The 20,342-nt window shown below is 45.7% G+C and carries 8 protein-coding genes and 1 pseudogene; 7 read left to right on the forward strand and 2 right to left on the reverse strand.

Features of this window, described 5'->3' with window-relative positions; all coding sequences use genetic code 11:
* Positions 1-2,367, reverse strand: coding sequence for a TonB-dependent receptor (locus tag LN995_RS18160; RefSeq protein ID WP_229962508.1), 2,367 nt, complete (start codon positions 2,365-2,367; stop codon positions 1-3).
* Positions 2,368-3,288: 921 nt separating this feature from the next.
* On the opposite strand from LN995_RS18160, the gene LN995_RS18165 reads away from it, so the two are divergent.
* Positions 3,289-7,428, forward strand: a complete 4,140-nt coding sequence (locus tag LN995_RS18165) for a type I polyketide synthase (protein ID WP_229962509.1) — start codon at positions 3,289-3,291, stop codon at positions 7,426-7,428.
* A 90-nt stretch (positions 7,429-7,518) separates the two neighbouring features.
* On the opposite strand, the gene LN995_RS18170 is transcribed toward LN995_RS18165, so the two are convergent.
* Positions 7,519-7,665: a hypothetical protein gene (locus LN995_RS18170; protein WP_229962510.1), complete on the reverse strand. Its 147-nt coding sequence runs from the start codon at positions 7,663-7,665 to the stop codon at positions 7,519-7,521.
* 118 nt (positions 7,666-7,783) lie between these two features.
* Here LN995_RS18170 and LN995_RS18175 point away from each other — a divergent pair, with 118 nt between their 5' ends.
* From LN995_RS18175 to LN995_RS18200, 6 genes and pseudogenes are all read left to right on the forward strand, one after another.
* The gene (locus tag LN995_RS18175; RefSeq protein ID WP_229962511.1) at positions 7,784-14,059 is read left to right on the forward strand and encodes a PfaD family polyunsaturated fatty acid/polyketide biosynthesis protein; all 6,276 of its coding nucleotides are present in this window, start codon (positions 7,784-7,786) and stop codon (positions 14,057-14,059) included.
* Positions 14,052-14,765 (forward strand): 4'-phosphopantetheinyl transferase family protein, encoded by a 714-nt coding sequence (locus tag LN995_RS18180; RefSeq protein WP_229962512.1) that lies wholly within the window; start codon positions 14,052-14,054, stop codon positions 14,763-14,765. The genes LN995_RS18175 and LN995_RS18180 overlap by 8 nt, the downstream gene beginning before the upstream one ends.
* Positions 14,766-14,818: 53 nt before the next feature.
* Positions 14,819-16,093, forward strand: coding sequence for a glycosyltransferase (locus LN995_RS18185; protein WP_229962513.1), 1,275 nt, complete (start codon positions 14,819-14,821; stop codon positions 16,091-16,093).
* Between the two features lie 361 nt (positions 16,094-16,454).
* A pseudogene (locus LN995_RS18190) lies at positions 16,455-16,985 on the forward strand (IS3 family transposase); the annotation flags it as partial.
* 360 nt (positions 16,986-17,345) lie between these two features.
* On the forward strand, positions 17,346-18,149 hold the full coding sequence (locus LN995_RS18195; protein ID WP_229962514.1) for an alpha/beta fold hydrolase: 804 nt from the start codon (positions 17,346-17,348) through the stop codon (positions 18,147-18,149).
* A 3-nt stretch (positions 18,150-18,152) separates the two neighbouring features.
* A complete protein-coding gene (locus LN995_RS18200) occupies positions 18,153-20,192 on the forward strand; it encodes a PAS domain-containing hybrid sensor histidine kinase/response regulator (protein WP_229962515.1) in 2,040 nt (679 codons plus the stop codon).
* Positions 20,193-20,342 lie beyond the last annotated feature (150 nt).

Consider the following 20,342-nt stretch of genomic DNA (forward strand, 5'->3'; position numbering starts at 1 on the left):
TTAGAAGGTTATTCTATACTGGGGAACAGGAAAAAAACCAATCTGGTATTGCGTCTGTACGGTGTTGGAGCGAGGATTATAGATGCGGGCAAATTCATTTTGTCTGTTGGTAATATTCTGAAGGTCGAGAGCAAACTCATGCGTACTTCCGCGATGGTTTATCCGATAAGACAGCTTTAGATCGGCTCGCACATACTGCTTTAAACTTTTAGAATATGCTAAGTCGTCCTGGTGGACCTCGTAGCCTAATTGGGCTGAACGGGCATAATCTATGGGAGTATAGCGGTTGCCACCGGATGTGGTAAATTTTCCGTCTACACTAAACGTGTTGTTTTTTTTTCCAATCTTAAACTCTTTTCCTCCCAACAGGTTAGCAATATAACCTCCGTTGAAGGCAGTGCTGTGCCACTCATTGTTGCTCCCCTTATAATGAGACTTATATAAAGAAGTAGTGAATAGGAAATAGTACCCTTTACTGTAAAACTTTTCAAGGGTAAACTCGATGCCATAGTTTTCTCCTTCACCGCTGTTGACTAAAGAATCTACATTAATGGGTTCAAAATCTACTCCAGCATTAAGTAGGGAAAATGAACTAGGATGCTTCTCGACAGCTGCAGCATCAATTTTTTGGTAGTAAGTTTCAGCTTTCAGTCTTAGATTAGTAGCAATCCTATATTCGTAGGATAAAACAAAATGCTGGCTATTGGTAAAGTCTAGGTTGCGGTTTGTTTCCGCTACAGTTCCACCTGGCAGTACCGTCTGAACAAAATAAATATCAAGTGGCTGAATCTGATTGTGCTGTCCATAGCCTAAGCCCAATGTCTGGCGGTCACTTAGGTCGTATTGCAGTCCGGCTCTGGGTTGTATTACTTTACTGTTACTTACTTCAAACTGCTGATAGTTTACACCAGTGTTTAGTGTAAGTGTGTTACTGAACCTGTGCTGCCATTGGATATAGGTCTGTGAAAGCAGGCTTTGACCATCTACATCACGATTAATTCGTTCCTGACCAGGAACTAAACGTCGGTTAGAAAGATCAAAATCATATAAATCCAGTATTGCCCCTCCTGAAACGTTGTCTCGGGCGCTAAACTTTTTGTTCAGTAACAGGTGTGCTGAATATTTGTTGTTAATATAATCTGCTTTTCCGGCTGGGATGGGCGTTTGATCTACTAAACTTAAAGAATCCCGGTAAAGGTGTTCTTCCTGCCTTGATGCAGATAATGAAAGTTTATAGTAAAAGGTAGAATTAAAGTAGTACTGGTGAGACAAACCCAGAATTCCTGTTTTATAATCAGCGTAGTCATTGGTAAAACTATTGCCATAAATCACGTCAACGTCTTCATTACTATTGATAAGGTCAACGTTGCTTTTCCCGCCTATGCCAAAGAAAGTAAACCTTCCTGATTCAGAGATCGGAATATCAATCTTAAAAGTTAAATCTTGGTATTCTGGTGTAGCAGACCCTGTACCAAAGTTCAACCCCACTTCCTTATACACACCCAATGTAGAGTAGCGGTAGCTGGCAAGGTAGGAGGCTCTTGATTTTTTTGAAATGGGCCCCTCTGCTCCAACTTCCAGGCCATTAATACCAATTTGTCCCAGAAACTCATGTTTTTGGCTATTCCCGCTTCTGAGTTGTAAGTCAAATACGCCGGCCAGTGCATTGCCGTATTCTGCAGGAAAGGCGGCAGTCATGAAGTCTGATTTATCTAAAAGGTTGTAGTTTAACAGGCTAATAGGGCCTCCGCTTGCGCTGAGCGAGCCATAATGACTTGGGTTGGGGATGTTGATTCCTTCCAGGCGCCACAATAAACCACTAGGAGAGTTGCCCCTGATTATAATATCATTGCGATCGTCATTATTAGCAGCCACACCAGCAAAGTTAGCAGCCATGCGTGCTGGGTCATTGCGGCTGGCGGCGTAACGTCCGGTTTCTTCCAGGTTAAAGGAACGCGAACTGACTGATGCAAACTCATTGTTGGTTATCGTTTTATTAGGTTTAGCGGTAATAACAACCTCTGCGCCTTTAATTACCTGCTCAACTAGCTCCAGATTAAGCACTACTTCCTTGCCTGAGGTGACCATTACATTGGGAACCACTTGTTCTTTATAGCCCATATAAGAAACTCTCAGGGTCTGACGTCCAAGAGGTACTTCTTGTAAGGTGTAATATCCTTGCACATCAGTCACAGTGCCTATTACTGGATCAGCATTAAGTACAACTACATTAACTCCTATTAATGGAAACTTTGACTGAGCATCAACTATACGTCCTCGTATAGTTTGTTTAGCTAGATTAACACTTTGAGCCCATGAAACAGATATTCCTAGTAACAAACCACATAAAACTGCTAAAATTTTCATATAAGAACGTTTAGGTTAATTGCTTCAGAAAATGTATATAAATTTAAATATTAATTTTTTAATAATAAAAGTAGATATGTATTTTTTATTAAATTGAATTAACTAATGTGAAATAACAATAAAATAATGTTTTAAGAATATAATAATTGCTACTGTGTTATGTTGGGCGTTTTTATCAAAATTATTAAATTATATAAAATAATTTAATAATTTTTATATATTCTGCTTTTCCAAGCTGCTTCACAAAATAATAAAATAAAATTTATTTTATTATTTTGTTTTTAAATGCCATATAAAAATGTATATTCGTAAATAATAACTAGTTAATTTAATTTTATTTTATTTATAGGGCACTTTAATTAGTTGAAAACAAAAATATAAGCTTACCGTTGTGGTTATGTAATATTTTTAAATAATTAATATTATTGTTTAAAATATTATAATTTTTTATAACTTTATAATATTGTTATTGTTGAGCGATATATAGAATAAAATATAGTTAATGTAAATAGCTAGTGTCGAAAATAGTTTGTGTTTAGGTTATTTTCAAGTAACCTGCCAAGCAAGTGTTTCTTCATTTACTAAAGCCTAACCCAATACCTGATCACCCTAATCAAACACCTTATTTTATTCTAGAAAGAATACTAATTCTATTACAAACTGCATTCATTAGATTAGTTAACAGTTCAAAGCTGCTTTTCCAGGTTAAGCACTTGGGATCAATTTGAGATTATCTAAGCGTTTGATATACCAGTCAACAACCAACACTTCTACTATTTGGATTCTGAATGATAAAAGGTAAAAGATAATAAACAGTTGATAATGAATGTATTTTGCTATCTGAGATTGATTCAATGTGAAATATGTTCTATTGAAAGTTTAATAAAAAAATGTTTTATTGATAAATAGCCAGGTTGTTTTATGAATAATCATCTATCTCTACAACAAACTCCTGTTGCCATCATAGGTATGTCAGGATTATTTGCCGGCTCACAGAACTTAGAAGCGTTTTGGGAAAATATTGTGGAGCAAGCAAACTGTATCACAGAAGTGCCATCTTCACGCTGGAACATAGAAGATTATTATGATCCTGACCCAAAAAAGGCTGATAAGACCTATAGCAAAGTTGGGGGCTTCCTACCTGATATTGATTTTGATCCGCTTGAATTTGGTTTGCCGCCTAACATACTGGAGGTGACGGATTCGTCTCAGATACTTTCGCTTATCATGGCAAAACAGGCCTTGGAGGATGCGAAGTATGTGGGGGATCGCTTCACAGAACAAATAAGGAGGAACACCGGGATAATATTAGGTGTGGGCGGTGCGCAAAAGCTGTCGGGGCCATTGAGCAGCCGCTTGCAATATCCTATCTGGCGTAAAGTGTTGTCGCAGTATGGTTTATCAGACGAGGCGATTGAAGAGGTGGTAGAAAAAATGAAAACTGCTTATGTTTCCTGGCAGGAAAATGCATTTCCTGGGTTTTTGGGGAATGTTATTGCTGGCAGAATCGCTAACCGCTTCGACCTGGGCGGTACAAACTGTGTTGTGGATGCTGCTTGTGCCGCCTCGCTGAGTGCGATAAAAATGTCGATACAGGAACTGCTGGAGCACCGCTGCGATATGATGATTACGGGTGGTGTGGATACCGATAACACTCCGATGGCGTACATGAGCTTTAGTAAAACACCTGCGTTTTCGAAGAGAAACCGGAGTACTCCTTTCGATGCAGAGGCTGACGGTATTGTAATAGGGGAGGGCATTGGTATGCTGGTGATGAAAAGGCTGGCCGATGCCGAACGGGATGGCGATACCATTTATGCCGTTATAAAAGGAATCGGTAGCTCCAGCGACGGTAAAAACTCCAGCATTTATGCACCCGTAAGCGAAGGGCAACAACTTGCTATGCAGCGGGCTTACAATGAGGCAGGTTATTCCCCTGCTACCGTTGGTCTTTTGGAAGCTCATGGTACCGGAACACCTACCGGCGATCGCGTGGAGTTTCATTCCATTTCCTCTGTGTTTGAAGGTGCTGATGCTGAACAGCAGAAGATAGCCCTAGGCAGCGTTAAATCCCAGATCGGCCACACCAAGACGGCTGCGGGTGCTGCCAGTTTAATTAAAACCACGCTTGCGCTGCATCATAAGGTGCTGCCGCCTACCATTAATGTTAAGAAGCCTAATCCTGCTTTTGGCATAGAATCTTCTCCCTTTTACATAAACACACAGCTAAGGCCCTGGATACAGTCTATGAGCAGTACGCCCAGAAGGGCAAGTGTCAGTGCGTTTGGTTTTGGGGGAACTAACTTTCATATGACGCTAGAGGAGTATCAGCCAGAGCACAAGAATGCTTACCGCAACTGGTCTCCTTATCATTCCTGTGTATTGTATGCAAACGATTATGAAAGCCTGAAAGATAAGTGCCTGGAGGTGCTAAACGCAACGCAGCAAAGTAAAGCTTTTAAACCACTGCCTGTTCCTGTTTCTGTTCCGCAGGAATCTCCCCGTCTTGGTTTTGCCTACAAAAATAAAACGGAGCTGCTAGAGCGCCTGACCATAAGTCTTCAAACACTGCAGCAGGCAAACCCGGCAAAATCTTGGGATCATCCGAAAGGCATCAGCTATAGTCCGCAAGGAATGAAACCAGGCAGTAAAATAGCTGTGCTGTTTTCGGGGCAAGGTTCGCAATACCTGAACATGGGAAGGAACCTGTCCTGCCTGTACCCTGAATTCCGTCAGAACTTTCAGCATGCCGATGAAATCATGCATACGATGTACGGGCAAACGGTGTCTGACAAAGTATACCCTGTCCCTGCTTTTGACGATGCCACCTTACAAAAGCAAGAACAGACACTAACCCAGACGCAATATGCCCAACCGGCCATTGGTGTGATGAGCATGAGTATGTACAACATGCTGATGAAGGCTGGTTTTGAACCTGATATGGTGGGCGGTCACAGCTTTGGCGAGCTTACTGCATTATGGGCTTCCGGTGTTATCAACGAGGATGATTACCTTAAGCTTGCCTGCCTGCGGGGACAGGTGATGGCGCAGGCCGCGAAAGGCGAAGATGCCGGCGGGATGCTGGCCGTACAGGCCGATGTAGAGACTGTAAAAAAAGTTATAAGAGAGGAACAGCTGTCCCTGGATCTGTCTAACATCAATGCGCCGGACCAGGTGGTGTTGGGTGGTTCTACAGACGAAGTGAGAGGAGCTGTTGCTATATTCGACAAGTATAAAATCAATGCGAAAGTACTCCCTGTATCAGCGGCTTTTCATACGCACCGCCTGAAAGATGCGCAACGTCCTTTGGCAGATGCCATCAGTAGCACCGAGTTCAAAAATCCTAAGTATGCGATATACAGCAACATGGAGGGGCAGGCATACCCTGCAACAGGTGCTACGATTCAGCAAAAGTTTAAAGAGCACATGCTTTCTACGGTGCAGTTTCAGAAGCAGATAGAAAACATGTATGAGGCAGGAGCCAGGGTGTTTGTTGAAGTAGGGCCGAGAAACATTTTGTCAAAACTGGTTCAGAGCACGCTTCAGAACAGCGACTATAAAGCTATTTCCATCAACAACCATCCTAAGCCTGACAGCGCTATGCTGTACCAACTGGCGCTCGCGCAGCTGTTAGTGGCAGGTGTTTCCTTAGATGCGGCAGACCAATTCAAACTGGAGCCTGATCAGCTGGATACCTATAAGCCAAAGATGAAAGTTCAGATAAGCGCGAGCAACTATGTAAGTGAAAAATCTAAAGAACAGTGGGAGCAGGCCTTGCAGGAATCTTCTGATAAGGTAAGTGCACCGAACATAAAGATAGAAGTTGTTCAGCTTACCGAACCCGCCAAACAGCCAACCATAGCTACTAACGGTAAAGCAACTTTAGCTGACCAGAAAACGGTTGCTGCGTCCGCACCTTCAGAAGAGGTGGCCAATACCGTGCATTCAAAAAAACACATCATTCAAAAACAACTAGACTTAATGGAAGAGATGCTAAAATTCCATCAGCAACAGCAGGCTGCTTTGGAACAACACCGGATATTACTTGAGGCTTACAAAGAGCAGATAAGTCAACTGTTCTCGGAAGAACATACAAACGGCCATGATGTGAAAGAAGCAGTTTCTCCAAACACAGCTGCGATGCCTGCATTGCCTGATGCTTTAACTTCTTTGACATCAAACGGTAACGGGCACCATACGACTAATGGACATCAAATGAACGGTCATAGTACCAAGAATGGGCATCAAGTGTCTAACGGGCAGCAGCACCAGCAAAAGATTGTTCCGGAAGCAAAACCAATTATAAGTGAGCCAGTTGCAGTGCAGCCAGAAATGCCTGTGAACAGTAATGCCGCTATCTCAGAAGCTCCCATTCTGGCTCTTATTGCTGAAAAAACAGGATATCCTGCCGAGATGCTGAGCCTGGACATGGAATTAGTGTCCGATCTAGGTATAGACTCCATCAAGCAGGTGGAAATCTTTGGAGCCTTACGGGAGCAGTACCCGGTATTAGAACAATATCAGACAGAGGCGCTTTTCCAGATTAAAACCATAAGTGATATAGTGGACAAGGTGAATCAGCATTTTGCATCTCCACCTCAGGCTGTAGCTGCTGCAGAACCCTCTGAAAATATAGCTTCTCCAAGTGTTCCTGAAGAATCTCTTCTAAAGCCAGTTGATCATACCAGCAATATTGTAGATAAGCAGGAGGCAAGTTCGCCTGTAACAGAAACGGTGGGGCAGGTACTTCATAAACCTGCACCAACTCCTCCTGCACCGGCACCAGGCCTCAACGCAGATGCTGTCACCGAAGCCCTACTGGCGCTTATTGCCGAAAAAACAGGATATCCTGCCGAGATGCTGAGCCTGGATATGGAGCTGACTGCAGACTTAGGTATAGACTCTATCAAGCAGGTGGAAATAATGGGTGCCGTGCGAGAAAAGTATCATACGCTTAGTAAGATGGGCCCTGAACAGCTAATCGGGTTAAAAACGATCAGCGACGTGATAGACCTCATCATGTATGGCACTGAAAAAAAAGTGTTGACAACCGCACTGTAAACTCTCAGTCACAGGACAACTAGTCGCGCAGCATTTGAGTGCTGTACGATAGATAAGGCAAAAGGAAGAGGAGCAAAGGAGCTGGGGCGGCTATGACGCACTACAGTTACTATTGGCTTCTTTTCCAGAACGGGTGAGGTACGCCTTGTCATCACCAGCAAAGCTTCTGCTGTGAGGTGTTCGCCCGAACATAATCCGATAAAGGTGCTGCGGCATGAACAGTAGGAATGGTTTCATTTCTTGCAGAATACTCTATTGATAATCTGTTGCTAAACCTGATGCTATGCCCTATACCGTCCTGCTTAACTTATACAATTCAATTCATTAACTCTCACAGTTCATAATTCCTATAGCTATGTCAGAATTACACGCTCATGTCCCTCAATATCACGTCAGAATAAAACCTTTGCCTCACCCATTCAAATGGGAACAGACTTGGGCGGAAGGTGAGCTGGCATTGCTTACCAATGACGGTACGCCTGTTACGTTGCAGCTTGCCCAGGTCCTGATTCAGCAGGGGCTGCGGGTAGTGGTGTTAAATTTTCCAGGTATAGAAAGTATAAAACTGGAGAACGTAACAGTGTTTTCTTTGGATGACAGCAGTGATAACGCCATCGGAAACATAGTGCACCAGGTACAGCAGCTAGGAGAGGTTCAGTTGTTCATCCACCTGCATCCTGTTGGTCAGCAGCGTGATGATCTGGCTAAGTCAATATTCTGGTTAGCTAAGCACCTGCAGGCTAACTTTCACAAGAAACCGCAAAGTCGCTGTAGCTTTTTAGTCGTCACTCGCCTGAATGGTAGCTTTGGGTATGGTTCGGTAACTGACTTCGATTGGCAGGCAGGAGGATTATCAGGCCTTATAAAGTCGTTGAACCGTGAGTGGCCGCATGTGTTTTGCCGAACTGTGGATCTTCATCCGTCATTAGCCCCTGAACAAGTGGTTGACTGCCTTCTGACAGAACTGCAGGATATCGATTTTGCCTTGGCAGAGGTAGGTTATGATGCCGCTTTAAAAAGGTTAACACTGGCTGTGGAAGATACTGGTTTTACGCCAAAGGCAGTAACGCCTCCTGTTAATTTGGCACCTTCTGATGTGGTAGTGGTTACAGGAGGAGCGCGTGGTATAACGGCGGAGTGTGTTATTGCGCTCGCGAATTCCAGTCCGTGTACGTTTATTCTGATGGGTAGGACTTCTTATCATGCTGAGGAACCGAGTTGGGCACATGGCATTAAAGATGAGAAAGAGCTGAAGCAAAAGATCTTTCGATCGTTGCAGCAGTCTGGTAAAATGCCTCGTCCAGTCGAGATTCAGGAAGTTTATCAAAAGCTAACTTCATCCAGAAGTATAAAAAAGACCATTCAGGCTATACATGAGGCAGGAGGAAAGGCTGTATACCTGCAAGCCGACATAGGTGATGCAGGTGCCACCCAAAAGCAACTATCTGATCAACAGGAAAAATGGGGAATGGTAACAGCAGTAATTCATGGTGCGGGAGCCCTGGCAGATAAGCTTATAGAGAAAAAAACGGAAGGGGATTTTGCTAAAGTATATGGCACCAAGGTACATGGCTTACTGAATGTTATAAATGCTGTAGATGCTACACGGCTAAAAAACGTGGTGCTGTTTTCTTCCATCGTAGGGTTTTATGGCAATGAGGGCCAAATAGATTATGCCTTAGCCAATGACACGCTGAATAAATGGGCCATTTCCTATCAAAACCAACACCCTGAGACAAAGGTGACGGCCATCAACTGGGGGCCGTGGAATTCAGGTATGATCACGCCATATGTGCAGCAGGAATTTAAGAAAAGAGGCGTGATGCTCATTCAGGCAGAGGAAGGAGTAGCACATTTCATGAACCTGCTTTCTCAGGAAAAAGGAGGAGGAGTAACCATCGTCAACAATAAAATGCCTGCACCTAAAAAGTTATTCCCGCTAAATGGCCAGATCCTGCACCTCAAAAAAGGGGTGAAACGGGAAGAAAACCCTTTTCTGGAGCATCATGTAATCGGAGGTTTTCCCGTGATGCCCTTCGTTACAGGTATAGCCTGGATTTCCAATGCTTCCGAGCAGCTGTTCCCGAGTTACCAGTTGGTGCAGTGCCAGAATAGTAAGCTCTTTAACGGTATCATTTTTAACGGAAAGCAGTCCAGCGCATATTTCCTGGATTTACAGGTGGTGCAACAGGATGAAGAGGCTATTCGCTTAACAGGTAAAGTGTGGAGTAACGACGAGCAGGGCCGCCGCCGCTACCACTACGGTAGCGATGTACTGCTGCTGTCGGCACCGCCAGTGCTGCCACCAACACGGGAGTTACCTGCCTTTGGCGAAACGCCTCTTAAAACCCGCGAAACGCTATACCAAGAAGGCAGCTTGTTTCATGGACCTACCTACCAGGGCATAGAAGCACTATGGCAGATGGATGAAAAGGAGCTGTGGTATACCTGCGCGCTGGCTGAACCTGATGCAAAGATGCAAGGGCAGTTTCCGTTGCAGAGGTCCAAAACCTTTGCGACCGATGCCATGTGCCAGGGCTTTCTGGTGTGGGCATTCCACCACCTGGATGCTTCCTGCCTTCCCTCCAGTATGGGAAGTATGATTATTTATGAGCCGCTGCCATTTGATGAATCTTTTTGGGTTCATCTGGAAGTAACAGAGCAGCAGGGGCACAAAGTGGTAGGCAACGCCACTGCCATAAATTCCACTGGAAAAGTACTGGTAGCAGCTGAAGGTATAACGCTTACAGTTAGCAAGGAACTGCTCGCTATGTTCCCTAAAACTACCGATTCACTGGCGGTAGTAGGTATGGACATACACCTGCCAGGTATAAAGAATCTCGACCAGTTTCACCGTACTGTTTACGACGGAATATTTCCAGATGCCCTTTCTTTAGAGGCATCCGAAGCGACGGCCTCGTTTGCTACCATGTACCAGAAAATGCGCAAAGAGGCGGGAGGGGACAAGCCTTTGGCGATGGTACATATCGGAGATCTGAGAGAGATTTTAGTTGATGAAATGGGTCCGGAAGAAATCATGGTTGTTTCCACCTTTCCGGAGGCTATGGCATCAGCACAAAGCTGGCTGCACCAGAACCAGGACAGTAGTATTGTTATTTGCGCGCAGCATGCAGGAGGAGAGGCGATGGTCAGGCTCATGGTTTCTTCCGAAGCCCAAAAAGCAGAACAGCCACCTTATGCCGTATTAAGCAATGGACAGCCGTTTACCTCCTCCAGCCTCGATGCGCTAATGGCGGAGCTAAACTACCTGGATGTGGATCCAACGATAAAGCCCGATAACATGGCCCTTACTCCTGATGGACACCAGGAAATACCCAGGTGTGCTTTGGGAACTTTGATAGTACCTCATGCAGGTCTGCAAGATTTGGCAAGGTTGATAAAAGTAAGCCTGTGTCTGCACTATCGTTTCATTCCGGCACTTCGAAAGCATCAAAATATGACACAGCTTGCAGCTTGGGATGCCCAGCTGTTTTATGCACCTGAGAATTCCTTTACCTGGATACCAGAAAACAGTGACGAAAAGCGAATTGCTGCCATCGTGTTCAAAGACGATACACAAGAGGTGCTCCTGAAACTGCAGGAGGCAGAGCCTGCAGCCAGCAAGTCTATGGCCTATATTAGGCAACAGGACCGAAAGCTGCTGCTTGTATCAGGTAACGATACTACGGAGCTGCAGGCTGGTCTGGAGAGACTGGAAAAAGAGGCTGATTCCTTCTCGCACCAATGGGCTGAGCAGCTATACCAGCAGCATTTGGCGAAAGCAGGGAAGTATACCATAAGCCTGATAGCAGGCAATAAAAAACAGCTGTTACGCGAAATTTCATTTGCCCGGAGAGGCCTTGAGGCTGCTTTTGCTACCTGCAAAACGTGGCAGACACCAATGGGGTCCTACTTTTCTCCTGAGCCGTTAGGGAAGTCTGCCAAAATTGGTTTCGTTTATCCTGGTTTGGCAAGTGCTTATGTGGGCATGATAAAGGATAACATCCAGCTATTCCCGCAACACTTCGACTATTATAGTTCAAAATTGGATCAGCTGCATGAACTGGTGCATCAGCCGCTGGTGCATCCAAGGTTTTTAGAGCAGCCCGAGCCGGAGGTGCGGAAAAAACGGGAAGCACAGTTCCTGAACAATACAGTCGCAGCTGCTGAAAGTAGTATCTCGTTGAGCGTTTATGCTACCCAGGTGCTGCGGAAAGAGTTTAAACTGGAGCCAGAGGCAGCACTTGGCTATAGTATGGGCGGCATCACGATGTTTTTTGCCATGGAAGTATGGGGTTTCCAGCACCTGCGCGACAGGGTAAGGCAATCTCCTGTTTTTCAGCTTGATGCATCTTTTAAAAATTGGACGCATTGGGTGCTGAACGTTCCTGCCGAGCAAGTGGAGCCTCAATTAGCAGAATCCGAAAACCTGTATCTAACATTTATCAACTCCCCGGGAAACGTCATTCTTTCTGGTGACAGAGCAGAGGGGGAGGCCTGGATGAAGCGGCACCATTATGAAGGAATGATGGTGGATTTATATAATGTGGCGCACTGCCCGCCCATAGGTTTTATGCACGAAAAGCTTGAGCAGATGCACCTGCTTGATATCGAGAAAGAACCTAAGGTGCGTTTTTATTCAGGTGTTACGCAGGAGGTGCTGCCCCTGGATAAAGTACTGCTGGCGAAGAACGCAGCAGATACTTACTGCCAGCCCGTAGATTTTGTGTCGCAGATTCAGAAAGCGTACCAGGATGGCGTTAATGTGTTTATTGAGGTAGGGCCAAAGTCCTGGTGCTCCCGGCTGGTAGGTGAAATTTTGACTGATCAGCGCCATGTTGCCATGTCCATCAATCAAAAAGGAGTGTCTGACTACCAGTCGTTGCTGCAGATGAGTAGTGTGCTGTGTAGCCATGGCGTCCCAATAAACCTTCCGTTCTATGAAGTGCCTATTGCCAAGCCAGCAGTTGCGGTTCCAGCTTCTTCAGGAGGAATCGAACCTGTTATTGACAAAGAAGTGCTTGAGCAGCTAAACTATGTGGCAACTGCAGGCGGTACAGTACCGAAGCAACATGAAGGCATTTATCGGTTAAAAGAAAGTGCAAGGGTGCTACAGGAAGTGAACAGGTCTTGTTATTTATACCAGGGTATCGATACAAACCATTACCTCTCGTTCAGTAACTCCCACAACAGCGTGTACAAAGTAGTGGGGCATTTGCCGGCACTCCCTGTCGAAAAGCTGGGCAATGCCTCATTCTTAGAGGCGCATCATGTAAAGTACCCTTATATGGCAGGTGCAATGGCAAATGGCATTGCTTCTGAAGAAATGGTCATTGCGCTGGGGCAGGAAGGGTTTTTGGGATCTTTCGGAGCGGCAGGTTTAAGCCCGGACAGGGTAGAACAGGCTATTGTCAGAATTCAGGAAGCGTTACCTGAAGGCCCATATGCTTTCAACCTCATTCACTCGCCAGCAGACGATGGGCTGGAAATGCGGCTAATAGAAATGTATTTGCGGTACAAAGTACGCACCTTGGAGGCTTCGGCTTTTATGGAGCTTTCGCTGCCCCTTGTTTATTACCGTGCCGTAGGACTGGTGAAAGATGCCAATGGTAAGATAAGGGCACAGAATAAAGTCATTGCTAAAATTTCACGCTCTGAGGTAGCGCGTCCGTTCTTGCTTCCTGCTCCTGATACCATGCTGGAGGCACTGGTGTTGCAGGGGAAAATCACTCCGGAGCAAATGCAGTGGGCAAAAGCTATTCCTATGGCTGACGATATCACGGTGGAGGCAGATTCGGGGGGGCACACAGACCAACAGCCGCTGGTGTGCTCCTTGCCAGAAATCATCCGACTGAAAGCGCGCCTACAGAAGGAGCATAATTATGCCAGACCAACACGCATAGGGGCAGCCGGGGGTATCAGTACTCCTGCTGCTGTGGTAGCTGCTTTTGCCTTGGGTGCCGATTATGTAGTGACGGGTTCGGTTAACCAATCCTGCATGGAGTCTGGTACTTCCCTGAAGGTAAAAGAGCTACTGGCAAAAGCTACTTCCGTGGATGTGGTGTTGGCTCCTTCGGCAGATATGTTTGAAATGGGTGTTTCTGTGCAGGTGCTGAAACGGGGAACGCTGTACGCAAACCGGGCAAAGAAACTCTACCAGTTGTACACACAGTATGATTCTTTATCAGATATACCTGCCGACGAGATGGCTAAACTGGAAAAGCAGTTGTTGCAGCGGCCTGTTTCAGAAATATGGAGCGATGTGGAGACCTTTTTCCAGAAAAATGATCCGCATAAACTAGAAGCTGCCCGTCAGCATCCGAAGAAGAAAATGGCACTGATATTCCGTTGGTACCTGGGCTTATCTTCTAAATGGGCAGTGAAAGGAGTGGCTGAAAGAGCCATGGATTATCAGATTTGGTGCGGCCCGGCCATGGGTGCCTTTAACGATTGGGTAAAAGGAAGCCCTATGGAAGCCATTGAAAACAGGAAAGTGGCTGAAGTCGCTAAAAGGCTTCTTCAGGAAGCTGCTTTGCAGCAGCGTGTCCAGCTACTAAAGGCATTTGGAGTGTCCGCTTCTGTAGCCTTACCAACTTATTCTGAAAACGAAATATTGGACCATCATGCTTGAAAAACCTATATACCACCTGGCGGAGCATGAAGTACACCTGTGGTACTTTAAGACAGACCGCTATTTTAGTAGTTCAATGGAAAGCGCACTGCAGTATTTAGATGCTAAGGAATTTCAGCGCTACGAGCGTCTTTTAAACCCCATCAAACGCCACCAGTTTGTGCTCGGGAGAGCCTTATTAAAGCAAGTGCTTTCCTGGTACCTGGGCGGTTCGGCCAAAGAGATTCAGCTGCTTTATACCAAAGAGCAGAAGCCTTATCTGAAGGGCGATTTTGCTTTTAACCTGGCACATTCGGGGCGGCATGTGCTTATTGCCGTAGCGCGCCATGCCATAGGGGTGGATGTGCAGGTAGAGGAGACGATACAGGTAGAGCATGTATTTCAGGGACTTTCAGTGCTGGAGCAGCAGCGGGTGCAGCGGGATGAGTTGTACCGTTACTGGGTACTGAAAGAAGCCCTGTGGAAAGCTGATAACAACCAGTCTGACCCAGGACCGCTGCTGGACGCCATAACTCCCTGCCTGGAACAGGCCAATGACACCTTTTCCTTTTTACTGGACTTCTGGTGTGCAGCTTACCTTAGTCCTTCGCAGGAGCTTCATATGGGATTGGTGGTAGACGACCAACATCCCGTCTGTATGTTGAACGGTAAACCTTTGGAAATTGAAATGATAGAGAACTTAGCCACATCATCGAGGATGCTCTGAAGAGGTGTCGAAAATCATGTATCAAACAGGTTTACCACACCACCTTTTTAACTATGGCGACAAAAAGAATTGTTATCAGTACGTACGGGTCTTTAGGAGATTTATACCCATATCTTGCTATTGGTCAGGTTTTGGCAAATAAAGGGCACCAGGTAACCATTGCGGGTGGCGTGTCGTTGCAAAAGAAAGTAGAAGAACTTGGTCTGGCATTCGCCCCGCTGCGCCCCAACCTGGACCTCAGCGACAGCCTTACCATGAAATCGGCGATGGATCTGCGGACTGGTTCAGAAACCTTAGCACGTAAACTTATTTTTCCGTACATCCGGGAGAACTATAACGATCTGACGCAGGCGGTGCAGCAAGCTGACTTACTGATCAATCATTCCTATTGCTTTGCGGGCCCTATCGTCTCCGAAAAAACAGGTATCCCCTGGATTTCCTGCAACCTGTCGCCGAACAATTTCTGGTCACCCCACGATTCGCCGGTTATACCTATGTACCCATGGATGGTGCACCTGCCAGGCCTGGGGCTTACGCCTAACCGCTTGCTCATGCAGGCAGTCAGGATGGTGACGCATCAGTGGTGCGCGCCTATTTACCAGTTCCGCAAAGAACTCGGTTTACCCAATCGTAAGCACCCGCTGATGGAGGGGCAGCATTCTCCCTACCAGGTATTGGCTTTATTTTCTAACGTGATGGCCCGTAAACAATCTGATTGGCCTGCTCATGCCAGCGTTACAGGCTTTCCTTTTTTCCAGGAAAATAAAGAATTGCCGATGGAGGTGGAGCAGTTTATTCAGCGGGGGGAACCTCCTGTTGTGGTTGCGCTTGGCTCATCTGTAGTGTTAAATGCAGAAGCGGTATACCAATGTTGCCAGGAGGTAATAACGGAAATGGGTAAAAGAGCCATTTTTGTCGGTGCCGCCCACACGCTGAGTGGCGAAGCAAAAGCAAAGTATGCGCACAACGATAATATACTGCTGGGGCCTTATCTCCCGTATGCTTCCTTGTTCAAGAAGAGTGCTTTAATTATCCACCATGGAGGTATTGGCACCACCATGGAAGCCTTGCGGGCAGGAAAACCTATGTTGGTTATTCCGCACTCGTTCGATCAGCCTGATAATGCGCTTCGGGTGGAGCGGCTCGGAGTAGGGCGTTACATTTACAGTGCCCATTTTACAAAGGAACGGCTGGGGAAGGCGCTACAGTTATTGTTAAATGATGCTGCTTACGCGGCGGCGGCTCAGGAGGCAGCGCAGGTAGTCAGGCAAGAAAACGGAGCAGAAACAGCGAGTGAACATATCGACAGGTTTGTGCAGCAGATGTAAATAAAAATCAGCTAATGCATCTTATTAAATGTGAGGTTGTTTAAAGCAGGAGACACGGTTTGTCAAAATGGTTGAATTGCTTTTGATACTCAAGCGCTCTCTGTGAAGCAGCCTAACACACCATGTCACTTTGACTATTCCAATGGGTTATAATTACAAGCAAGTGGATATGTTCGATAGAAAGTATTCTTCAGAGAAAGCTGAGGAATAAATCTTCATCAAATGAGCAATCCCATACCTGTCAGAGCGAAAAAGACTTTACTAGTCTTTCCTTAGCTCATTCCTGGTTAGGCCAATCAAATAGACTCTGTGCCAAGTGCTGACAAGCATTCCTTGCGTAGACTCCTTGGGGGGGCAGGAGCGTCCAGAGCTTTCCACTAACCAAGAGTGCTGGAGTATGGACTTTGTAGCCGATCAGCTATTTGACGGCAGGAAGTTCCGCTGCTTAACTGTAGTGGATAATTATAGCCGACAGTGCCCAGCTATTCTGGTGGGACAGTCCCTGAAGGGAAAAGACGTGGTCGCTGCCTTGGAAAAGCTAAAACAGGAAAACAATGCTGTACCCAAGCGTATACAGGTAGATAATGGGAGTGAGTTTATCTCCAAGGCGCTGGATAAATGGGCGTATGACAACAAGGTGACGCTGGACTTCTCCAGACCTGGGAAACCTACGGATAACGCCTTTATCGAGTCGTTCAACGGTAGCTTTCGAGACGAGTGCCTGAACACCAACTGGTTCCTCTCCCTGGAGGATGCCAAAGAGAAGATTGAAGCCTGGAGACAAGAATATAACCACTTCCGTCCCCACAGCTCATTGGGTGACATAACGCCGGAAGAGTGGGTAAAAATTAATATAGTGAAGTCCGAATTCTCTACTTTTGGCCAGTCCTAAAAATGGGAGGAGCTCATTCTAAAACCGGGGAGGAACTCAGATAGTTCTAAAGTTGGGGAGCCGACACCATTAGTAATAAGGGTACCAGGCATCTAAAAACTCCCAGACATATTTACTTGTAACACATGACTTGTCAGTTTGGATCTCGATGATGCCCTGATTTAGATTGCCAGAATTCGATTATGCAGATTACCCATGGCAGCTATATATTTGTGCAACTCCCTGTTAAGAAGACTTTTTTATTGTGTTCATCAAACAGGACTTGATAAAACAAATACGCCTCAATACTGATAAGCCAGAAAAAAAACTTCTATATTTGAATATTGAGTAATGCTCCCTTTGACAAATTTCATGAATACAATGATAGAAGTTCTTAAGAGAAACAATGTACATGTAAGCGGCAGAGGCGAGAAGGCTATGGTCTTTGCCCATGGCTATGGCTGTGACCAGAACATGTGGCGGTTCATAACACCTGCATTCGAGAATGAGTACAAAATCGTGCTTTTTGACCATGTAGGCGCTGGTAAATCTGATACCGCTGCATTCAATAAGGTAAAGTACGAAACATTGAAAGGTTACGCAGATGATGTACTGGCCATATGCGAAACACTGAACCTGGAGAATGCTATTTTTGTCGGCCACTCTGTAAGCGCTATGATTGGAGCGCTTGCCGCTGTGAAAGACCCCAGCCGATTTGATAAACTGGTTATGATAGGCCCCTCCCCTTGTTACATTAACGATGAGGGGTATATTGGTGGTTTCTCTAGAGAGGATATTGATGAGTTATTAGAGTCTTTGGACAGTAACTACTTGGGCTGGTCCGCAGCCATGGCACCAGTGATCATGGGTAACCCGAACAGACCGGAGTTGGGGGAGGAACTCACTAACAGCTTCTGCAGGACAAACCCAGAGATTGCCAAGCACTTTGCCCACACCACCTTCCTGTCCGATAACCGTTCGGATTTACAGAAACTCAAAGCAAAATCGCTTATTCTGCAGTGTTCCGAAGATGTGATCGCACCGATGGAAGTGGGGAAGTATGTGCATGAGCAGGTTGCAGAAAGTGAGCTGGTTGTGCTAGATGCTACGGGCCATTGCCCAAACCTAAGTGCGCCTGAAGAAACTATAGCTGCAATGAAGACGTTCTTGGAACGTAACAGATAAAGCATGGCAAGAGAGAATGAAGAAAACAGAATGGATTATAAAGATTTTATAGAGGAAAGTGCTGAGGATCTTTATGAGAATGCTCCTTGTGGTTATCTCTCTACGCTGCCGAACGGCACTATTGTTAAAGTAAATAAGACATTACTGCGTTGGCTCGGATATGAGGCAGGGGAGCTTGTGCACCAAAAAAAGTTTCAGGACCTGTTGCCCGTAGGCGGTAAGTTGTATTATGAGACGCACTATGGCCCACTGCTTCAGATGCAGGGTTCTGTTAGCGAAATAAACTTTGATCTGAAAGGAAAGCAAGGCCAACGGCTCCCGGTTCTTATAAATACCACACAGATTAAGGGTGACGACGGAAAACCGCTGCTAAACCGTACAATGGTCTTTAATATCACGGACCGTAAGAAGTACGAGCAGGAGCTGCTCAGGGCAAAGAAAGAGGCGGAAGAGGCGGCCAGAGTAAAAGCCGAGTTTCTGTCCACGGTCAGCCACGAAATCCGCACACCTCTGAACGCGATTGTAAGTATTGCGAACCTACTACAGGAAACAGACCATACAAAAGATCACAAAGAGTACTTTAGAACCCTTAAGCTATCTGCCGATAACCTGTTTCACCTCATCAACGACATTCTGGATTACAGCAAGATCGAGGCTGGCCGGGTAGAACTTGTCGAAAGAAGCATGAATCTGAGAGAGCAGGTTTATTCTCTTCTCTATGGCGTAAGTATAACGGCAGAGGAAAAAGGGCTTGCCATGAAGGTAGACCTGGACGACAGACTGCCGGACCAGGTACTGGGTGACCCGGTGAAAATCGGCCAGATTCTCACCAACCTGCTCGGCAACGCCGTAAAGTTCACCGATGAGGGTTCCGTCTCTTTAAAACTGCAAGTGCAGGAGCTGACAGATGAGGAAGTTTCTGTAAACTTTCAGGTTGAAGACACCGGCATGGGCATTCCGCAGGACAAGCTGGAAAAGGTATTCGAAGAGTTCACGCAGGCCAGTTACGATATAAACCTGAAGTACGGTGGAACAGGTCTGGGTTTAGCTATTAGCCAAAAGCTGCTTGCCTTGTACGGCAGCAGGCTCTCGGTTAGAAGCGAGGAGGGTAGGGGCACCGAGTTTTCCTTCAACCTTCGTCTTAAAGTTGCTAAGGAACATGTCTCTATAGCAGAAGATATAGCCACTTGGCCAGAGCATTCCATTGATGGTGTTAAACTCTTGCTTGTGGAAGACAACCCTGTAAACGTGCTGGTTGTTTCTAAATATCTTCAACGGTGGGGCGTGGCGTACGACATTGCGGAAAATGGAATAGATGCAGTAGACCACGTTTTGCGTGAAGACTACCAGCTGATATTGATGGACCTTCAGATGCCCTATATGGATGGGTATGAGGCTACATCTAAGATAAGGGAACTCACCGAGGAGAAGTACAGGCAGTTACCTATTATAGCTCTCTCAGCCTCTGCCAGGTACGATTATAAAGAGCGCATGGAGGCAGCCGGCATTAATGACTTCATTAGCAAACCTTTTAACTCAATGGAGCTAAAGGCCAAGATTGCTCACTACAGCCTCAATAATGCTCAACAAATACAGGTAGCCACTTTCAATGAACCACCTGTTGCCGAATCTGCTAAGCGGTTTGAAATATCACATGAATTGAGTGGGCCTATATTCACACTGACAACCTTTGAGGAGATGCTCGAAGGAGATGAGGAGGATCTGGAAGAACTGGTTAGGATAACAATCCGCAGTTTTGAGCATGCTATGTCCGAGCTTCATGATGCTCTTATCTCCCAGGATCTCAAAATGTATAGATCTAACAGCCACAGGATAAGAATGACATTGGAACTGCTGCATGCTGGGAGACTTTTGACTGCTATCGAAAGTGGCAGGAACCTGTTTGAAAGCAGTGTGGTGGACGTGAAAATAAAGGAGAAGACCGCCAAAGCAATGAAAATGGAGTTCATAGCCGTAATTATGGGGTTGAAAGAGACCCTTATAAACCGGTGGGACAGTATAGAAGCAAAAAACAGCCTCTGATATTTACACACCTGCATGAACAAGGTATTCTTTCCATAGCGGCCGTAATTGCTACTACAATATAATTCCTTTGCAGAAGTTGAAAGCGAAGAAACAGAAGATTTACCACTACGGTCTTCTCCTGCTATAGGTTGACAGTTTTCAAACCAA

Origin of the sequence: Pontibacter silvestris, from assembly GCF_020907275.1 — a bacterium.
GTDB classification, from domain to species: Bacteria; Bacteroidota; Bacteroidia; order Cytophagales; family Hymenobacteraceae; genus Pontibacter; species Pontibacter silvestris.

Excerpts from the sequence above, each read along its gene's own strand:
- LN995_RS18160 (WP_229962508.1), bottom strand. The coding sequence starts at position 2,367 with ATGAAAATTTTAGCAGTTTTATGTGGTTTGTTACTAGGAATATCTGTT.
- LN995_RS18165 (WP_229962509.1), top strand. The coding sequence starts at position 3,289 with ATGAATAATCATCTATCTCTACAACAAACTCCTGTTGCCATCATAGGT.
- LN995_RS18170 (WP_229962510.1), bottom strand. The coding sequence starts at position 7,665 with ATGAAACCATTCCTACTGTTCATGCCGCAGCACCTTTATCGGATTATG.
- LN995_RS18175 (WP_229962511.1), top strand. The coding sequence starts at position 7,784 with ATGTCAGAATTACACGCTCATGTCCCTCAATATCACGTCAGAATAAAA.
- LN995_RS18180 (WP_229962512.1), top strand. The coding sequence starts at position 14,052 with ATGCTTGAAAAACCTATATACCACCTGGCGGAGCATGAAGTACACCTG.
- LN995_RS18185 (WP_229962513.1), top strand. The coding sequence starts at position 14,819 with ATGGCGACAAAAAGAATTGTTATCAGTACGTACGGGTCTTTAGGAGAT.
- LN995_RS18195 (WP_229962514.1), top strand. The coding sequence starts at position 17,346 with ATGATAGAAGTTCTTAAGAGAAACAATGTACATGTAAGCGGCAGAGGC.
- LN995_RS18200 (WP_229962515.1), top strand. The coding sequence starts at position 18,153 with ATGGCAAGAGAGAATGAAGAAAACAGAATGGATTATAAAGATTTTATA.